The organism is Exiguobacterium sp. HVEsp1 (assembly GCF_002009685.1).
In the GTDB taxonomy this organism is placed as follows: domain Bacteria; phylum Bacillota; class Bacilli; order Exiguobacteriales; family Exiguobacteriaceae; genus Exiguobacterium; species Exiguobacterium profundum.
In genome coordinates this window covers 1,043,597-1,062,099 of sequence record NZ_KV917367.1, presented here as the reverse complement: position 1 = coordinate 1,062,099, position 18,503 = coordinate 1,043,597, and the positions used below count along the sequence as shown (strand labels likewise).

Below are 18,503 nucleotides of genomic sequence, written 5' to 3'. Positions count from 1 at the left end.
ACTCCCCTTTTTAGTACCTGGTGATAATATCTGTTCTCAGATTACAGAAAGGTTTCTGTTTTGTCAACCGACTCGTTACGTATTGCGATTTTTTTAAGTTGCGGTAAGATAAAATACGTATAGAAAGGGTGATTCGACTCCATTATGAACCGTATACAATCATATTTTAAAAGTTTAGATACGACACTGTTGACCATCGTCTTCCTATTGATGATCATCAGTCTCGGTGCAATCTATACCGCTCAACCGATGTTGCCAACGCGACTTCAACATATCAACTTCGCTCTTGAACAAGGCATTCGTTATGTCATCGGCTTTTTTGCGATGTTCGCGATCATGACGATCGAATATGAGCAACTCCGGAAAATCCATTGGTACTTATACGCATTCGGCCTACTTCTGCTCGTCGGTCTGATTCCGCTTCGTGACACGTCGCTCGTGCCGAACATCAATGGGGCATATGGATGGTATAACGTGCCTGGCTTCAGTTTCCAGCCGGCCGAATTCATGAAGCTCTTTTTATTGATTTCCATGTCGACTATCGTCTATGAGCACAATAAACGTTATGGCTCGTCACAACTCGATATGTGGCTCCTCGTGAAATTGGTATTAGTGGCCATCCCGCCACTCGGTCTGATTGTGACACAACCGGACTTAGGGACCGGGCTCGTCTTGATGACGATGCTCGGCGCCATCATCATCGTCTCGGGAATCGGTTGGAAGTGGCTTCTCGGTCTCTTCAGCGCCGCGGCTTTGACCATCGGCACGTTCATGTATCTGTTCTTTGCCCATTTCGAAGTCTTGCAAGCGTTCGTACCTGGACACGCGCTCAACCGCTTCCAGGCCTGGATATATCCATACGAATATTCAGATGACTTGGCATTCCAATTGATCAAATCACTACAGGCGATTGGTTCTGGACAGATGTTCGGGGCGGGATACGGTCAAGGACTCGTCTATTTACCGGAATCTCAAACGGACTTCATATTTGCCGTTATCGCAGAACACTATGGGTTCATCGGCGCAGCTCTCGTGATCATCGTCTTCTTCCTATTCCTCTATCGGATGATTCACATTGCATTAGAGTCTAGTAGCGCGTTCGGAAGTTATATCGTCACCGGCGTCATCGCCATGTTCACGTTCCAGGTGTTCCAAAACATCGGTATGACGATCGGTGTCTTGCCAATCACCGGACTCACCCTTCCGTTCGTCAGTTACGGGGGGACAGGGATCATCATGAACATGATCGCCATCGGTCTCGTCATGAACGTGGCCTCTAAATCAAAAACCTATATGTTTGATGATGATTGACAAAATCCCTCAAGGTCTAACCTTGAGGGATTTCTTTATATAGTTCGAAAATCTTCCGGAATCGGCGCCTCAATCTGAATCGTATCTCCTGTCATCGGGTGAATGAATCGCGCAGACGCGCTGTGAAGGGCGTGACGGGGCATACGAGCTGTCCCCCCATACATGGAGTCCCCAATGAGCGGATGACCGATATGGCGCAAATGCACGCGAATCTGATGGGTCCGTCCCGTCTCGAGTCGAATCGTCAATAACGAGCCGCTCCCAAACGGCTGACATGCGAGGATGTGCGTGATTGCGCGTTGTCCCTCAGTTGTCACGACTCGCTCCATAATCGAGTTCTCGGCACGCCCAATCGGTACATCAATCGTTTGTGGCGTCACTTCTTTTTCGACCAATGCCTTATACGTACGCATCAATCCATTCGCTTTCTGAAGTTCACTAAATCGATGATGGATAAATCCATACTTTGCAAATAAGACGACACCGCTCGTATCGCGATCGAGTCGATTGATCACATGAATCGCAGATGACAAACCGATGCGTTGATAATAGCTAAGTACAGCGTTCGCAAGTGTATCGGTCGGATGTAGTCGTGATGGGATCGTGGCAATCCCTGCCGGTTTATCGACCGCCAATAGCGTATCGTCTTCATACAGAATTCGAATCGGTCTTTCCGAAGCGACCATGTCGAGTGATGGGGATTCGGGCGGGAATCGCACGATCACTTCATCTCCTGGTTCGAGTTCATGCCTTACGGTGCGGTGCATACCATTCACTTCAATATCGCCTTCATGCTTCACGAGCGTGAGCATCTTTCGAGAAATGCCCATATCTTGCATTAAAAAGTCGCGAAGTGGGATGGCTTTCTCCACAACGCGACGAATCGTAAACCCTTGCATTCGTTACTTTCCTTCCTCGATGAACGATTCGCGAACTCGGCGCCAGAATGGGAAGGGCCGGAAGCGAGCGAACGTCACTTTTTCTTTTGCGACCGCGCATCGAATCGAGACGACATCCGACCAGGACAACGCTTCCTGATGGTCAAACGCCAATTCAAATTCGGTTTTCGTGTGCGGCTTGATTTTCACTTGATGGTGTTTTGGTAAAAGAAGCGGTGCGCCGATCGTTCGATACACTAAGTTGTTGATCGAAGCCATCTCGGTCACTTGAATGGCTTCAATCGATGGGTGAACGATCGCTCCACCGAGTGCCTTGTTGTAGGCGGTCGAACCCGATGGTGTCGAAATACATAATCCGTCTCCACGGAACGTTTCAAAGTAATCGTCTCGAATCGATAAATCACAGACGAGCGTTCGCTTGTAGTTCTTAATCGTGCAATCATTCATCGCTAGTCGACGATCGGTCTCCCCGTTCTCATAGTCAATGAGCACTTCAACGAGCGGATACGAGACCGGCTCGAACGATTCGCTCGTAATCATCTCCGTCAGTTCATCCAACTCATCCGGCTGCCAATCAGCATAAAAGCCGAGGTGCCCGGTGTGAATCCCGACAAGGAGCGTTTCATCGAGTCGGTCGATGTATTTATGAAACGCCTGTAACATCGTCCCGTCCCCTCCGACCGATACTACGATTCGGGGCTGTTCCGATAATGTATGCCCGGCGGCTTGAAGTTTTTCAGTCAGTTCCTGGGCGATTTCCGCTGATCGCGTATCTCCCCTCGATACAATCGCAAACTGCATATCGGTTCCCCCCTAGTCTTCATCCGTTTTCACGTTCATCTCTTTATCCCGAAACACTTGTTGGGCGTCCTGAATTTCAACGCGGAGTTGGCTCATCTCGGCATCGAGTAAAAAGGCCGCCTCGGCTGCGCGTCTCAATCGTTCCTGCACTTCAAGAGGCATGTCGCCATCATATTTATAATTCAATGAATGCTCGATTGTGGCCCAGAAATTCATCGCAAGCGTGCGGATTTGCACTTCCACGAGCGTCGGGATTTCACCGTGAATCGTTTGGACCGGGTACTCGATGATGACATGATACGATCGATAACCCGAATCTTTCTGATGGGTAATATAATTCCGTTCTTCCACTATTTTAAAATCTGTTCGACGATGTAGCAAATCCAAGACGTGAACGATATCATCGACAAATTGGCACATGATTCGTAATCCCGCTATATCTTGCATATCCGTCGCCAATTCATGGTCAGCGATATTCTTTCGTTTCGCTTTCTCAAGAATGCTCCCGACCGGCTTCACTCGACCTGTGACAAATTCAATCGGAGAATGGTCATTTTGGGATTTGAACTGCTTACGAACGGCTTTCAATTTGACTTTCAACTCGTCTACCGCAATTTGATACGGCACTAAAAACTGATCCCAGTTCACTGATTGCATACGCTGTCACCACTTTCGTTCTTTTCCGGAAAAAACGCGTCCTTTCCGTATGTATCCGTTTGTATGGTATCATAAACGAACAATTGTTCATAGAATGGAGCGATGATTCATGACCCAAGAAGTGGAAATTGAATTTAAATCAATGTTGACGAAAGACGAATATGAGACACTCCTACGTGCCTATCAGCTTGATGACCAGGTTCGTTGGCAAGCGAATGACTATTTCGATACCCCTTCCTTTCAGCTAAAAGCGTACGGGGCGGCACTTCGGATTCGCGAGAAGAAACAAGGTCAAGTGCTGACGTTGAAGCAACCAAACGAGGTCGGATTGCTTGAGACACATGCCACTATTACAGAAGATGAGGCTGAAGATCTGTTTAAGTACGGTATCATTCATGACGAGCAAATGAAGCAGGCACTGGCCCCGTTCCAGCTGAATGCACCGCTCGAACATCTGGGTCGACTCGAGACGAATCGGGCAGAGTTACAGATAGAAGACGGTCTACTCGTTTTGGACGAAAGCCATTATTTGGAGACGAGCGACTATGAAATAGAATTTGAAGTGACGAATGAAGAAGAGGGAAAACGTGCGTTCGAAGGACTTCTTGCAAAACACGGTCTCCCCTATCGTCCCGCCAAAAATAAAATCGTCCGATTCATGGAATTGAAAATGAGTCGGTTGGAAGGTTGAGCAGATACATTGCCAACCTTTTTTTTTCGTTGCTACAATGAGTTTACAAAGTTAAATGAGTTTTTTGACGAGAGGAGGCGACACAAATGGAACTTGAACAATGTAATGGGTCATCCTGTTCACTGGAAGAAACTCCTATTCAAGTAACGTATAAGCCATTGGAGTTATTCTATTTCATGGACATCTCAAGTCCTGAGAACTTTCATGTGATGACACTGATCAAAAAGTTAGAGATTGAATACGGACATGTGATTCGTTTTCGAATGGTCTCTACCGTTCCTAGCTGTGTTGGCGGATGTCAGGAAGAAGTTCGCCTTCTCACCATGATCAAAGCGCTGGAATTGCAAGGGAAACGTCATGCGATGCGCTTTTTGCGTCATTTGCATGTGAATGATCTATTCTCTGGTGAACAACTTGGTTCAATCGATTTATGGGAAATCGCACGTTCTTTCGAAGAGTATGGCCTTGATTTAAGTGAACTTGAAGCCGATCTTCAATCGAACCAGCTCTTGAATGCATTAGCTGTCGACCATCAAGTGTTGAAAGATTGGGAGATTGAGTCATTGCCCGCACTCACATTCGTGACGCGCGATGAAGCATTGAAGATTGAAGGGGTGTATCCGTACGATGTCTATCAATCGGTCATGACTGAATTGTTAGGTTATGCACCGAGCCGTTCGACCGATTGGGATGTAGCCAAAGTGTTGGCACGCTATGATGCTTCGACCATCACAGAGCTATCGTACATTCTAGACATGGAGAAGACAGTGATTGAACGCGAATTGAAGAAGCTCTCCCTGCAACAGCGTTGCCGTCCTGTGCCAGGATGTAGCGGTGAAGCGTGGGCTCAAACGAAATAAAAAAGAACCCCATGGCCGGGGAGCCATGGGGTTTTTGACGTCTCAAGCGGGGACAAGAGACATCGAACCTTGAGGCCCGGGGAAGGCCTACAAGATGGGAGAAAGTTTACGGTCAATAAAGGGGTTTGTGATTGATTTCACACTTATAATATACCTAGTACAGAATCACCTGACAACCTCTTTGTGCATATTGTCACATATTGTTCACGAGAACAATAATGATTCCATTTCATCAAGAACTGCCTCGAACTGATCGAGCGCCTTCAATACCGGCTCCTTCGTCGTCATATCGACACCAGCCGCCTTCAGCACCTCAATCGGATAGTCACTAGAACCCGCCTTCAAGAAGTTATCGATGTAACGACGTACGGCTGGCTCCCCTTCTTCCATGATCTGTTGTGACAGTGCAGCAGATGCCGAAATCCCTGTCGCATATTGATAGACGTAGTAGTTGTAATAGAAGTGTGGGATGCGCGCCCACTCATATGAAATCTCTTCATCGATGACAATCTCGTCTCCGAAATAGCGTTTGTTCAACTCGAGGTACGTTTCATTTAAGTACTCCGGAGTGAGCGATACGCCTTCTTGAGCAGCTTGATGAATCATGTGTTCGAATTCAGCGAACATCGTTTGACGGAACAATGTTCCACGGAACGTTTCAAGCTGATTGTTCAGCAAGTAGAGACGCTCCTCTTTCGCTGTTCTCGTTTTCAACAAATGGTCGTTTAACAAAGCTTCGTTCGTCGTCGACGCCACTTCTGCAACGAAGATTGAGTAATCGCCATACGGATATGGTTGCGATGTGCGTGTGTAATGACTATGCACAGAGTGTCCGAACTCGTGTGCGAGCGTGAACAAGTTATTGACGTTATCTTGCCAGTTCATGAGGATGAACGGTTGCGTATCGTACGCTCCCGAGGAGTAAGCACCGCTACGCTTACCACGCGTCTCTCGCACATCGACCCAACGCGACTCGAGACCGTCTTTGACAATTTGGACGTACTCTTCTCCGAGTGGTGCCAAACCATCTACCATCCATTGTTTCGCTTCCTCATATGACACTTTCATCTCGACATCTTTGACGAGCGGTGTGTAGAGGTCATACATATGCAACTCATCTAAGCCGAGCGCTCGCTTACGTAACGCGACATAACGATGTAACAAGTCGAGTCGTTCGTTCACTGCTTCTACGAGGCCGTCGTATACAGACTCTGGAATCGCATTATGGTGGAGTGCGGACTGTCTTGCACTTTCAAATTTACGCACAGTCGCATAGAAGTTATCTTTCTTCACACTTCCTGACAATGTCGAGGCGAACGTATTCAAATATTGCGCGTACGTCCCGTACATCGCTTTAAATGCCCCTTCGCGGACGCTTCGGTCAGCCGATTCAAGGAACGTGATATATCGACCGTGCGTCAACTCGACTTCTTCCCCTTTTTCATTTTTCACTTTCGGGAATTTCAAGTCCGCGTTGTTGAGCATACCGAACGTCGAGCTCGATTGACCGAGCACATCTCCCGCTTGTGCCAAAATGGCTTCTTCTGCCTCTGTCAATACGTGCGGACGCTCAAGTGCCAACTCATCGAATGCATGACGATAAACGCGAAGTGACTCATTCTGCTCCATGAAGGCTTCAATCTGATTCTCATCAATCGAAAGCAACTCAGGTGTCATAAATGCGAGTTGCGCTGAAACTTGAGAAGCAAGTGAGCCGGCACGATCATTCAATGCTTGATAATGGCTATTCGCCGTATCTTCGTCATAGCGCATATGCGCATACGTATATAGCTTATGTAACTGACGTGAGAGATCGTCCCGAAGTTGCAACGCTTCGTATAACGTCTCCGCCGACTCCCCAAGGCGTCCTTTAAATCCAATCAATTCCGGTACTTTCTCTTTTAACGCTTGAAAATCCGATTCCCAAGCCTCGTCATTGCTGTAGATGGTCTCTAAGTTCCACGTTTCTTCCACTGGAACTTGTTGTCTAGTCAATACCTCTGACATACGTCCACTTCCTTTTCGATGATTTAGTCGATTGTAAGATCAATCGCTGAAGTCCTTGAAACAAACGTGTATCGTGATGTCTGGCCTCCTCGTAATGCTTCGGATGCGGCCATGACCTGACATCACAGGATAGACGACTCGCATTCAAGAGTTGTTTCCATTGTACATGAAATGACTGGGAAAAGTCGCTTGTCGGTGTCACCCCAAATTGTCGACACGTTTTTTGAATACTCCATTCCACGGAATCGTGAGGTGACTCGTAGCGATTCAAATAAAGAACGGTTTGAAAATCAATCGGATGCACACGAATTCCCCAAAGCGATGATAGCGGAAGGTAACAGGCGGTCGGTAATAATGCGGGTAACAGACCAAGTGGATAGAGCCGATTCAATATGAGCCGTCGATTTAACGGAGATGGGTAAAGAGGCGACATCCGTTTACGACGAATCATCTCTGTCCATTCAAAAGCATCGAACCGGTAGTAAGCTTCGTACGGTGACGTGTTCACGGATGATGAGATTTCCCAGCTTCCGATTCCGTACTTAATCGAAATCGGAAATCCATTGAAGCGTAACAATCTCCCATTTCTCACCGTCAACAACCGATGTCTCTGAAACATTTCTAGACGCATCCATGGTTGAAACGATTGATTGCTTCTCAAATCGAGACCGCTCGCAATCCAAATGACATCAAGCCCCGCTCGTCGATAATCAATCGTTCGCTCGGCGTATTCTTCCGGTCGCAAGGGAGATGCCTGAATTTCGAACACGGTGTGCTGCCCGTCCATGTTCGTGAGGATGTCAGCCCGACGATTCTTAATCGTCACTTCTTGCTCGACTGGATACCCTTTCTCTTGAAGCCACTGGCACACCGCCCATTTATCCTGATGGTGCGTGACCGATTCAGCCCTCCCACAGGTGTGGATATGCGCAAAATGTAGCCGTCGCTTCACACCTTGCTTCACAATCAACATTTCTTGACAAGTCGGGCATCGAAAAGGAGCAAGTTGCTCTGCTTGCATCCGATTTAATGTAAAGGAATCAACGATATCCCCTTCCCGATCGATTGCAAACCGCATCTTGCTCCCTCCTCATAGCAATGGTGAAAACATTCTGGCTAATGATTCAACGAGTTTGATAAAGAATGACCGTTTCGCGAACTCTTCTAATACGAGTTCGTGAGACCCTTCGAAATCATCATATAAGTCTTGTTTCAGTTGATGGACTGAGTTCGTGTTATAGAGGAGCGCATTGACCTCGAAGTTCAAATGAAAGCTCCGAAAATCCATGTTCGCCGTCCCAATCGTGGCTAATCCATCATCCACCACGATGACTTTCGAATGCATGAATCCCTTCTCATATAGATAGATCTTTACCCCGGCGAGTAACAGTTCTTCGTAATAGGACCGACTCGCGTAGAACACGATTTTATGGTCGGGATAACTCGGTAAGACGATGCGGACATCAATTCCTGATAATGATGCCGTCTTTAAGGCACTCATAATGTCCTCATCCGGAATCAAGTAAGGTGACGAAATGTAGACAGATTTTTTCGCAGCATTGATGAGTGAAAAGTAAATGGACTTCATCGTCTCATACGGTTCATCCGGTCCACTCGCAACGATTTGAACCCCTCCGCTCGCACTTCTTACCGTTTCAAGCGGCTCTAGATAGAACGGTGTGAACAGGCGTTCCCCAGTCATGTAATACCAATCTTGCAAGAAAATCAATTGTAGTTCAGATACCCCTTCTCCTCTGACATACAGATGGGTGTCGCGCCAAAACCCGAACTTAGAGTGCTCACCCAAGTACTCATCCCCTACATTCAAGCCACCTGTGAATGCCTCCGTACCATCGATGACCACGATTTTTCGGTGGTTTCGATAGTTCGTCTTACTTGAAACGAGTGGCAATACAACTGGAAAGAACGCCTGGACTTGGACACCGGCTTGCTTCATCTCTTCAAAGAACGTGCCGCTCGTATGAATGGACCCGACGGCATCATACAAAAATCGGACTTCGACCCCCGCCTTCGCTTTTTCGATCAAGATCCGCTGTATTTCCCGAGAAATGCGATCTTCCCGGAAAATATAATACTCTAGATGGATGTGTCGGGACGCTCCTTTCAGAGCCGGCAATAACTTCGAAAATTTTTCACGGCCGTTCGTCAAGATTTGCGTATACGTATTCGATGAGACCGGTAACTGGTTCAACGAAGAAGTCAAATGCATCAGCTTCTCGTAATCGTCGTGGGCGAACATGAGGGACGGCGACAACGTCATCGCTTTCTGACGATAGGCCAAGTACGTCTCTTCATCAAGCATCGCTTTTTCTTTAAACATACGTTTACGGCGATAGTTCTGACCGAATACAAAGTATGCGAATAATCCGATGACCGGAAAACCAATCATGACAATTGCCCAAATGAGCGTACGTTGTGGATTTCGATTTTCAAGTAAGATGACGAGCAATATGCTGAACGTTGTCAAAAAGACGAGAATCGAGAACAATCCAATTACTTGTGAGCTCCAGTAATACGATAATATCGCAATGAGTCCTGCGAGCAAAATGAGGGAAAAGAGTACTTGTATGCGTCGCAACATATTATAAGCTGACCTCGTTTCTGTCATGTATTATCATTAATTATACATCGTAACGTCATCTTTTTGAGGGGAGCGAATGAATTATGGGGACTTTTCTGATCACAGGTGCGACAAGCGGGATTGGTCGCGCCGTCGCTTTACAGTTGACTGCTAAGGGGCACCGAGTCATCGGGATCGGTCGGGATGAAACAAGAGGCGCCACTCTCGAGTCTGATTCAAATGAACAAGCCACATTCATTCGATGTGACCTTGCTTCGATAGAGGACATCGACCATCTTTTCTCTCAATTGAAAGAACAAGGTGTGACCTTGAACGGATTATTCAATAACGCTGCTACTTTTGGTAGACCGGGCACACCTGAACGTTTGACACATGAGTCGTATAACGAGGTATTCGATGTCAACTTGTATGCGCTGAACACCGTCACACAACGTGCCATTCCCCTATTTGACCAAGGAGCGAGTGTCGTCAACAATGCTGCCATCGTTGGGCACGTCAAGTTTCCACCGATGCTCGCGCACTATGCCGCTTCAAAGGCGGCCGTAATAGCCTTAACTAAAACGTTCGCACACCGAATGAAAGGAAAAGTAAGATTCAATGCCGTTTGTTTTGGACCGATTGACACACCGCTCAGTCACAAGCTATATGGGGGTGAAGCAAAGTTCAAAGAGGCGATGACCCACCATTTCCGGGGACATGCCGCACATCCTGAGGAAGTGGCGCCGGTCGTAGAATTTTTATTGACTGATGCTTCAACTTACATTAACGGCCAAGCCATCACAGTCGATGGCGGATATACATTGTCTTGAACAGAGACCACCTCTTCTTTAGAACAGGTGGTCTCTACTCATGTCGTCATCTTTTTAGCCCGATTCATTTTATTGCGCAAATAGTTCTGTTCTTTCGCATGAAGACGATCCCAATCAATCACATCTGCAAAATATTGAATCATGTCCTCAAATGTCGAATCGAGTGTTTCATGTGCTTGGAGGCGCGCCATTCGAATCGCCTCGAACACGGACCCCATCACAAAGATATCTCGGCTCGCATAAGTCTGCATCGGCGATAGCGATTCAAATAGAATCGTCTCAAGCGTTTTTCGTTTCACATGCCAGTCAGACTTCCCGTTCGAATACAAAAAATCACCATCTGGTAATTCACAAAGTTCTCTTAAAATATCCCCGATGTAATGAATCGCATGAATTGCGGTGTTCGGATCATTGATTCCTGGAGAGATTCCTCTTAGCGCAATCTCACTCAATTTTTCAATCGCAAATGACGGGTCTTGCATCGAAGAACGCACTTCCCCAATCTCAAATAACTCGATATCCGGTGCGTCCTCGCCTTTCCAAAACCCGAGTAAATCACCTTTGGCAACGAAATCCCCGACGGCTACGACGGACTCAAAGTCCGTTTCATGATCTCCTTGTTTCTCTCTTAAAAACAATCGGATGTACCCCGTTTGCGGAGCTCGTACCGCTTGACCTTCCAATGAATGGACAGATCGAGGCAAGACGAGATGAACCTCATCCGACTCAATCGCATCTTTTTGCTCGCTGATGACGGAGAGCGCTTCTTTATGTAACGCGGATAATAGACGTTCCGCCTGAATCGAAACACTGATCGTCTGGATGAACTTGACGAATGCCCAAATCGAACCAATAACTAAGAGCACACTGATCCCGGACGACAACACGACGCCTTCATCTGCCGTACGGACGAGGAATAGGTTCGAAATTCCATAAACCGTCGTCATGATGAAAAGACCGAGCGTATGCTTGGCCGACGTGTTCGTCAAAAAGTTATTGATTGTCCGGGGAGAGAACTGAGAGGAATACGTTGTCAATACGACCAGAATCGTGGAAAAACTGAACGTCATCATCGTCATCAGGCTCGTAAATGTCGAAGACAACACAGACGCCGCTGAGTCCAGGTCTAAATAAATAAAGCCTGGTAATAAATCACGAAAGAAATCCCCAAACACTTGGGTTAATGCCGTTAATACGATGCCACCCGTTCCGTATAAAAATGGGACAAACCATGCACTGTCATCAAGTAGTAATCGAATTCGTCTCACCATACCAACACCTCTTTACCGTCGATTTGAAAAAATCGCCTGTCCAACTGAACAGGCGATGTGTCATTAGAAATAGTGACGCACTTTCGCAAAGACGTCGCCATCGAGAATGAGTTTTCCATACTCTTCAAGCATCGGTTGCGTCTGTGTGCTGAATGTTAAATATTCTGCTAAAAGACTGAGTGCATTCTCTTCGTCTTCCGGTTCCATTTCATCCGGGAAATCAATCCACAAGTAGTAACGGTCTTGATAATGGTATAGTTTCAAATCAAGATCGCTGAACATGTCTCCTGTACGTTTACTCAGCGAAATGATTGCCTCGAAATCATTTGTTTCCATCGCGAGTGGCGCCCAAGCATCTGCCTCGGCTTCAAGTTCATCCAACTCACTCAATTGGTCGAGTACCGATTGTTGATCCCGTGCCTCATCGATTGCTGATCGAAGAAGCGAACCGAGTTCAGAATCGTCTTCCGTGTCCATTACATTTTTCGCGATTGTCACAGTCACTTCTAGACCTTTTTCAAAAGCTTGTACTTGAATCCATAGTGGACCATCAAACGAGATGTCTTCACGTTCGTGAGCCTCGTCCATCATTTGCCAGAACAGCTGCTCGCCACGTTCTCGGTTGTACCAAATTTCATCACGAGCAAAACCACGTTTTTCGATATCCACGTATGTGATGAAAAATTTGACGGTATTATCATTGATGCGCTCAATTTTCACGATTGTCCACTCCCTTCTCACCTCACTCCCAATTCACATAAGGAGGAGAGGGGAAATTGTCTTGTTATCTTTGTACCCTTTTTAACATCGTTCAATCTAGATGAAGGGTTATAACTTTATTTTATAGGAAATAATCGATAATAAAAAGCACACTGCTTAAACAGTATGCTCTCATTCATTCACAAGTCGCTGGGCTTCCTGTAATTGGAACGTCCGAACTTTACGTGGCAAGAATCGACGAATCTCATCTTCGTTATATCCGACCTGTAAACGTTTCTCATCAATCAGAATCGGACGACGTAAAAGACCTGGATATTCTTGAATCAAATCGTAAAGCTGTTGAAGAGATAACGCATCAACAGACACATCGATTTTAGAAAAGACTTTCGAGCGAGTCGAAATGATTTCATCCGTCCCGTCTTCTGTCATACGTAAAATTTGTTTAATCTCATTCAATGAGAGCGGTTCTGAAAATATGTTTCGTTCTGTAAACGGGATATCATGTTCTTCGAGCCAAGCCCGTGCCTTTCGGCAAGATGTACAGCTTGGAGACGTATAAAGTGTGACCATTTTTCTTCCTCCCTGATCGAGTATGCGTCCATCTTTTTAAGTGACTCTATTTGTATACCCAAATTCGCATCCACTTAATTATAGTAATTCTTATTTATCAAAACTTCAATGATATTCTTTATCAATCAGATATGAAAAGAGGGCGCATTCGTTGAATGCGACCTTGAACGACCTAACTTAAGACGCAGGGATTCGAGAAACCGGTTGAGACACCGTCTCTTTCCCTGGCTTGACTTGTAAGTCTTTCAACTTTTTCTTCAATACTTCTTTCAAAAGTCTCTTTTTCTCTCGCAGAACTTTGTCACGTTCTTTCATGGCCTCTCACCCCCATACAGCGTAAGGAACCAACCGAGCATTACCGATTCTGAAAATCTTGAAGTTGCACTATATCTACATTTAAATTATAGCACACTCGTTTGTGAAATGTGAATCATTCTTATACATTCATCTCAAATTTAAACGGATATCGTTTGCAATGACTTGAAGAAACCTGTATAGTTTATAGAAATAACCTTTTTATTTTTAAGGAGGAGAGCGATTATGAGAATCCCTTTAGAAACGATTATGAAACATCCGGTTACCCAAAAATATTTAACTCGATCTGGCTTAAAACATGCGGTCGACGTCTGTGAACGCGCTCTCGAAATGGCAACGAAACGTGGTCTTGATACAGATTTGGCGACGAAAGCTGCGCTTCTTCATGATATCGGACACTATGAATGGTATACAGAAGGTAAATGGAATTATGATTTGTATCGTCAGAACGATATCCATGCGATCAAGGGGGCCGAACGCGCCCACAAATTATTGATTCGTTTAGGGGAAGATCCAGCCCGAGCAAAAGAGATTTCTGTCATGATTCTCTTGCACACGGATTCCTACCTACCACCGAGTCGTATTCAACGAACTCCACTTCAACAGCTCGTCCATGACGCGGACACGTATGTGGAGCAGCCAGGCGGTCTTCATCATTACGAGACAATGGAAATTGAAGATGCGTTAGCTCGCGTCCGTCAAATCGACGCCATCGTGGAACGTCTTTCTAATTTACCACGCATCTCGAACGGATAATCAGTCACCTACTTTAATAGGTGATTTTTTTGTGCAAAAAAAATCCTGACTCAATAAATGAGTCAGGATTGATTTCGTTATACGAGTTGCGCTTTATACGCTTCGTACTCTTCGTCTGTGAGCGAGACATAGTGCCCCGGCTCAACTTCGCGAAGTGGCGGGATACTTGAATCTTCATCTGAACGTCCGACTGGACCTTTTGATGTTGACTCGTATACGATCCGCTTACGTGTACGTTCATGCTCCGGGTCCGGAAGCGGAATCGCTGAAAGGAGCGATTTCGTGTATGCATGAATTGGGTTCTCGTAAAGGCGATCTGCTGTCGCAAGCTCTACGAGGTGACCTTGATACATAACACCGATACGGTCAGAGATGTATTTAACCATCGACAAGTCGTGGGCGATGAACAAATACGTCAAATCGCGATCGCGTTGCAATTCTTTCATCAAGTTGACGACCTGCGCTTGAATTGAAACGTCAAGTGCTGAGATCGGCTCATCGGCGATGATGAAGTCCGGTTCAACCGCAAGAGCACGGGCAATCCCGATACGCTGACGCTGACCACCTGAGAATTCATGTGGATAACGGCTTGCGTGCTCTTTTGTCAAACCAACTGTTTCAAGAAGGTCATATACGCGATTCATGCGGTCTTCTTTCGTTTTCGCAAGACCATGAATATCGATTCCTTCTGCGATGATATCAGCGACCGTCATACGCGGATTGAGCGAGGCGTATGGATCTTGGAAAATCATCTGCATCGCACGGTTGAATTTCAACTTGTCTGCCTTCGATTTTTTATCGTGGACGTTTTCGCCTTTGAACACGACATCACCATCCGTCGCGTCGTAGAGACCGATAATCGTACGTCCTGTCGTTGACTTCCCACAACCAGACTCACCTACGAGCCCAAGCACTTCACCTTTGTAAATATCGAATGAGATCCCGTCGACCGCTTTGACAACACGGCCACGACCAATTTTAAAGTGCTGCTTCAGGTTTTTTACCTCGAGTAATTTCTCGCGTTCCATTATTCAGCACCACCTTTCGTAAACGATTTTGCGAACGCACTGTCTGGACGATATTTGAGAGCGAGTTCACGAATCGCACGTGGCGGATTAACCGCTGGTGCTTGTGGGTGTAACAACCAACTTGAAGCAAAGTGTGTATCACTTACTTGGAACATCGGTGGCTCTTTCTCAAAATCAATCTTCATCGCGTATGGATTACGCGGTGCGAACGCATCCCCTTTTGGAGGATCGAGCAAGTTCGGAGGCGTACCCGGGATTGCCGGTAACGCTTCATTGCGGTCATCCGTCGGACGCGGCATCGAACCGAGAAGCCCCCATGTGTATGGGTGACGTGGTTCGTAGAAAATTTCATCAACCGTTCCTTTTTCAACGAGACGTCCCGCATACATAACAGCAACACGGTCAGCCATGTTCGCAACAACGCCAAGGTCGTGCGTGATGAAGATAATCGCTGTGCCAGTCTTTTGCTGAATGTCTTTTAACAGTTCAAGAATCTGCGCTTGAATCGTTACGTCGAGTGCTGTTGTCGGTTCATCGGCAATCAACACTTTTGGGTTACAAGCGAGTGCGATCGCAATAACGATCCGTTGGCGCATCCCACCAGAAAGTTGGTGTGGATACTGTTTCAAGCGTGCTTCAGGGTTTGGAATCCCTACAAGTGTCAACAGTTCGAGCGTACGTTTCTTCGCATCCTCACCCGTTAACCCTTGGTGCTGTTTCAACCCTTCTGCGATTTGCTTGTAAATCGTCATCGTCGGGTTGAGCGATGTCATCGGGTCTTGGAAAATCATTGCGATGTCGCGACCACGAATTTTAAGCATTTCTTTTTCCGAAAGTTTCGCCAAGTCTTTTCCTTCGAACATGATTTCTCCGTTCGTGATTTCACCTGGAGGGTTCGGAATGAGACGCATAATTGCCTTAGAAGTAACGGATTTACCTGAACCCGATTCTCCTACGATGGCGAGCGTCTCGCCTTTTTTCAAATCAAACGAAACACCACGAACAGCCTGAACTGTTCCTGCATATGTGTGGAACGAGACCTCTAAGTCTCGGACTGATAAAATCGTTTCCATGCACGAGTCCCCCTCTTTCTTTTTTATTTACGCATTTTCGGATCGAACGCATCACGCAAACCGTCAGCAAGCAAGTTGAAGCTGACCATAAGCAAGACGATGATGACAGACGGGATAATAAGAAGGAACGGGAATGTCCGTAGTTCTTTGTATCCATCGTTGATCAACGTACCAAGTGATGCCTGTGGTGGTTGAAGCCCGATTCCGATAAAGCTGAGGAATGCCTCGAAGAAAATAGCAGATGGAATCGTGAACATGAGTGTGATGATAATAGCACCCAATGTGTTCGGAATTAAATGTTTGAAAATCAAGCGTCCACTTGAAGCACCGAGTGTACGAGCTGCCAAGACGAACTCTTGGTTTTTGAGTTTAAGAATCTGCCCTCGAACGAGTCGACTCATCCCAATCCAACCGGTGATGGCCATGGCAAGGATGATGGTGAAGACACCTGGGTCAAAGATCAAGATGAACAAGATGATCAAAATCAAGTTAGGTACACCTGTCAAGATTTCAACAATACGTTGCATGATGTTATCCGTACGTCCACCGAAGTAAGCTGAAATACCACCGTACGCGACTCCAATGATTGTATCGATGATGGCTGCGACTAAACCGATGAAGAGGGAGATTCGTGTCCCTTCCCAAATCCGCGACCAAAGATCACGACCGAGATAATCGGTACCAAACCAGAAGTTTTCTTCTACATTCTTCTGTTCGTAGAAGTCGATTTCACGACCTCCAAGTGTTGCCAACCCATCAAATCCAGCCCATTCAAGTCCAGTGACTTTAGGCGGTAGTTTTGCTTGCGAGATGTTCTGTTCGTATGCATCTCGGCTTGAGAGCATCGGTCCAAACAAAGCGAGTGCGACGAGAATTAAAATAATCGAGAGCGAGATGATAGCCGCCTTGTTTTTCTTTAGGCGCATCCATGCATCTTGCCAAAAGTTCAAACTTTTTCCGGCAATCCGCTCACCAAGCTGTTCATTCATTTCAACTGGTGTGAACATGTCTTGGTCGAACTGTTCGTAATTCTTTTTGTTTTCAATCATCAGTTATTCCCCCCAAGACGAATACGTGGGTCCACAACCCCATAGAGCAAGTCGACAAGTAAAATGATAATAATGAAGAGGGCCGAGAAGAAGAGTGTCGTGCCCATGATGACAGAGTAATCATTCAACGTGATTGACGTAACGAACAATTCTCCAAGACCAGGTACTGCGAAAATTTTCTCGATAACGAATGTACCCGTTAAAAGTCCAGCTGTCATCGGTCCAAGAATCGTGATCGCTGGGATCATCGCGTTGCGTACCATGTGTTTCCATACGATGGCGTTACCCGTCAACCCTTTCGCTTTCGCGAGCGTGACATAGTCTTGTCCGGTTACTTCTAACATCTCGGTTCGGACGAAACGGGCAATTGATGCCGTAACCCCGAGCGATAACGAGATGGTTGGTAAAATCGTATGAGCTGGTGATTCCCAGAATGCTACCGGGAGCAACTGTAATTTAACTCCAACATAGTACTGAAGGAGGGCTGCAAAGACGAACGATGGGACGGAAATCCCGATTACCGATACGAACATTGCACCATAGTCAATTGCCGTATTGTGACGAATCGCCGCAACAACACCCAACAATACACCTAATAGAGTTCCAAGTACTAATGCCTGAACCCCTAATTGTGCCGATGGACCGATACGTTCCATAATCAACTCAGTTACTGGACGGTTAGCCGTACGGAACGATACGCCAAGGTCACCTTGTAGCATGTTTCCAATGTACGTCGCATAGCGGACCGGAAGCGGATCATTGAGTCCGTAGCGGTCATTCAACAATTGAATTTGTGATTCTGTCAGTTTTTCCTGGTTCTGATAAGGCGAACCTGGGAGCAGGTCCATCAGGAAGAACGTGAACGTGGCAATCAAGAAGAACGTGATGAGGCCGTAAGTCAGCCGTTGTAGGATATAACGTCCCATGAATAAAAACCCCCTGTTTTGTCTAATTCTTTCTACTACTTGCACCAACAGCATCACTATGACATATGACCTATTTTTCAAATTCACAAAATGAAAGGAATTTTCTGAAAGAATAGCTTATACGTCATCTCAAGGCTCTTAGTACAGCGACTGAAAAT

19 protein-coding genes are annotated in these 18,503 nt (G+C 46.3%); 5 read left to right on the top strand and 14 right to left on the bottom strand.

Features of this window, described 5'->3' with window-relative positions; all coding sequences use genetic code 11:
* The first annotated feature begins 144 nt into the window (after positions 1-144).
* The gene (locus tag BV910_RS05445) at positions 145-1,311 is read left to right on the top strand and encodes an FtsW/RodA/SpoVE family cell cycle protein (protein ID WP_078146611.1); all 1,167 of its coding nucleotides are present in this window, start codon (positions 145-147) and stop codon (positions 1,309-1,311) included.
* Between the two features lie 35 nt (positions 1,312-1,346).
* On the opposite strand, the gene BV910_RS05440 is transcribed toward BV910_RS05445, so the two are convergent.
* From BV910_RS05440 to yjbM, 3 genes are read right to left on the bottom strand one after another with little or no spacing between them, the layout of a single operon-like run.
* Positions 1,347-2,210 carry an RluA family pseudouridine synthase gene (locus BV910_RS05440; RefSeq protein ID WP_078146610.1) on the bottom strand — a complete coding sequence of 288 codons (864 nt, stop codon included), beginning with the start codon at positions 2,208-2,210 and terminating at the stop codon, positions 1,347-1,349.
* Between the two features lie 3 nt (positions 2,211-2,213).
* On the bottom strand, positions 2,214-3,011 hold the full coding sequence (locus BV910_RS05435; RefSeq protein ID WP_047795471.1) for an NAD kinase: 798 nt from the start codon (positions 3,009-3,011) through the stop codon (positions 2,214-2,216).
* 12 nt (positions 3,012-3,023) lie between these two features.
* On the bottom strand, positions 3,024-3,668 hold the full coding sequence (gene yjbM, locus BV910_RS05430; protein WP_015881226.1) for a GTP diphosphokinase: 645 nt from the start codon (positions 3,666-3,668) through the stop codon (positions 3,024-3,026).
* A gap of 109 nt (positions 3,669-3,777) precedes the next feature.
* Here yjbM and BV910_RS05425 point away from each other — a divergent pair, with 109 nt between their 5' ends.
* Both BV910_RS05425 and BV910_RS05420 read left to right on the top strand, forming a co-directional pair.
* Entirely contained in the window at positions 3,778-4,359 is a 582-nt protein-coding gene (locus tag BV910_RS05425) for a CYTH domain-containing protein (RefSeq protein ID WP_205728288.1), read from the top strand.
* A gap of 86 nt (positions 4,360-4,445) precedes the next feature.
* The gene (locus tag BV910_RS05420; protein ID WP_078146609.1) at positions 4,446-5,219 is read left to right on the top strand and encodes a DsbA family protein; all 774 of its coding nucleotides are present in this window, start codon (positions 4,446-4,448) and stop codon (positions 5,217-5,219) included.
* 204 nt (positions 5,220-5,423) lie between these two features.
* Here BV910_RS05420 and pepF read toward each other — a convergent pair whose 3' ends face one another.
* The 3 genes from pepF to cls are packed head-to-tail and all read right to left on the bottom strand — an operon-like array spanning position 5,424 to position 9,828.
* A complete protein-coding gene (gene pepF / locus BV910_RS05415) occupies positions 5,424-7,226 on the bottom strand; it encodes an oligoendopeptidase F (protein ID WP_078146608.1) in 1,803 nt (600 codons plus the stop codon).
* Positions 7,207-8,304, bottom strand: coding sequence for a competence protein CoiA (locus BV910_RS05410; RefSeq protein ID WP_078146607.1), 1,098 nt, complete (start codon positions 8,302-8,304; stop codon positions 7,207-7,209). The genes pepF and BV910_RS05410 overlap by 20 nt, the downstream gene beginning before the upstream one ends.
* Before the next feature lie 12 nt (positions 8,305-8,316).
* A complete protein-coding gene (gene cls, locus BV910_RS05405; RefSeq protein WP_015881221.1) occupies positions 8,317-9,828 on the bottom strand; it encodes a cardiolipin synthase in 1,512 nt (503 codons plus the stop codon).
* 83 nt (positions 9,829-9,911) lie between these two features.
* Between cls and BV910_RS05400 the strand changes: the two genes are divergently transcribed.
* Entirely contained in the window at positions 9,912-10,637 is a 726-nt protein-coding gene (locus BV910_RS05400) for an SDR family NAD(P)-dependent oxidoreductase (protein ID WP_078146606.1), read from the top strand.
* Positions 10,638-10,675: 38 nt separating this feature from the next.
* Here the strand turns inward: BV910_RS05400 and BV910_RS05395 are convergent, their stop codons facing one another.
* The 4 genes from BV910_RS05395 to BV910_RS14785 all read right to left on the bottom strand — a co-directional run bounded on the left by BV910_RS05395 (position 10,676) and on the right by BV910_RS14785 (position 13,513).
* The gene (locus tag BV910_RS05395; RefSeq protein WP_078146605.1) at positions 10,676-11,908 is read right to left on the bottom strand and encodes a DUF2254 domain-containing protein; all 1,233 of its coding nucleotides are present in this window, start codon (positions 11,906-11,908) and stop codon (positions 10,676-10,678) included.
* 63 nt (positions 11,909-11,971) lie between these two features.
* A complete protein-coding gene (mecA, locus tag BV910_RS05390; RefSeq protein ID WP_015881218.1) occupies positions 11,972-12,628 on the bottom strand; it encodes an adaptor protein MecA in 657 nt (218 codons plus the stop codon).
* A gap of 171 nt (positions 12,629-12,799) precedes the next feature.
* A complete protein-coding gene (spxA, locus tag BV910_RS05385; protein WP_015881217.1) occupies positions 12,800-13,198 on the bottom strand; it encodes a transcriptional regulator SpxA in 399 nt (132 codons plus the stop codon).
* 177 nt (positions 13,199-13,375) lie between these two features.
* A complete protein-coding gene (locus tag BV910_RS14785) occupies positions 13,376-13,513 on the bottom strand; it encodes a hypothetical protein (protein ID WP_015881216.1) in 138 nt (45 codons plus the stop codon).
* 225 nt (positions 13,514-13,738) lie between these two features.
* Between BV910_RS14785 and BV910_RS05380 the strand changes: the two genes are divergently transcribed.
* Positions 13,739-14,269 carry an HD domain-containing protein gene (locus BV910_RS05380; RefSeq protein ID WP_078146604.1) on the top strand — a complete coding sequence of 177 codons (531 nt, stop codon included), beginning with the start codon at positions 13,739-13,741 and terminating at the stop codon, positions 14,267-14,269.
* A gap of 77 nt (positions 14,270-14,346) precedes the next feature.
* On the opposite strand, the gene BV910_RS05375 is transcribed toward BV910_RS05380, so the two are convergent.
* Genes BV910_RS05375 through opp3b form a run of 4 tightly spaced genes read right to left on the bottom strand, consistent with a single transcriptional unit; the run spans position 14,347 to position 18,345 of the window.
* Positions 14,347-15,297: an ABC transporter ATP-binding protein gene (locus BV910_RS05375; protein WP_015881214.1), complete on the bottom strand. Its 951-nt coding sequence runs from the start codon at positions 15,295-15,297 to the stop codon at positions 14,347-14,349.
* On the bottom strand, positions 15,297-16,370 hold the full coding sequence (locus tag BV910_RS05370) for an ABC transporter ATP-binding protein (RefSeq protein WP_015881213.1): 1,074 nt from the start codon (positions 16,368-16,370) through the stop codon (positions 15,297-15,299). Before BV910_RS05370 ends, BV910_RS05375 begins: the two co-directional genes overlap by 1 nt.
* A 23-nt stretch (positions 16,371-16,393) precedes the next feature.
* Positions 16,394-17,419 (bottom strand): oligopeptide ABC transporter permease, encoded by a 1,026-nt coding sequence (gene opp3C, locus BV910_RS05365; protein WP_078146603.1) that lies wholly within the window; start codon positions 17,417-17,419, stop codon positions 16,394-16,396.
* Positions 17,419-18,345, bottom strand: coding sequence for an oligopeptide ABC transporter permease (opp3b, locus tag BV910_RS05360; RefSeq protein ID WP_078146602.1), 927 nt, complete (start codon positions 18,343-18,345; stop codon positions 17,419-17,421). Before opp3b ends, opp3C begins: the two co-directional genes overlap by 1 nt.
* Between the last annotated feature and the right edge of the window lie 158 nt (positions 18,346-18,503).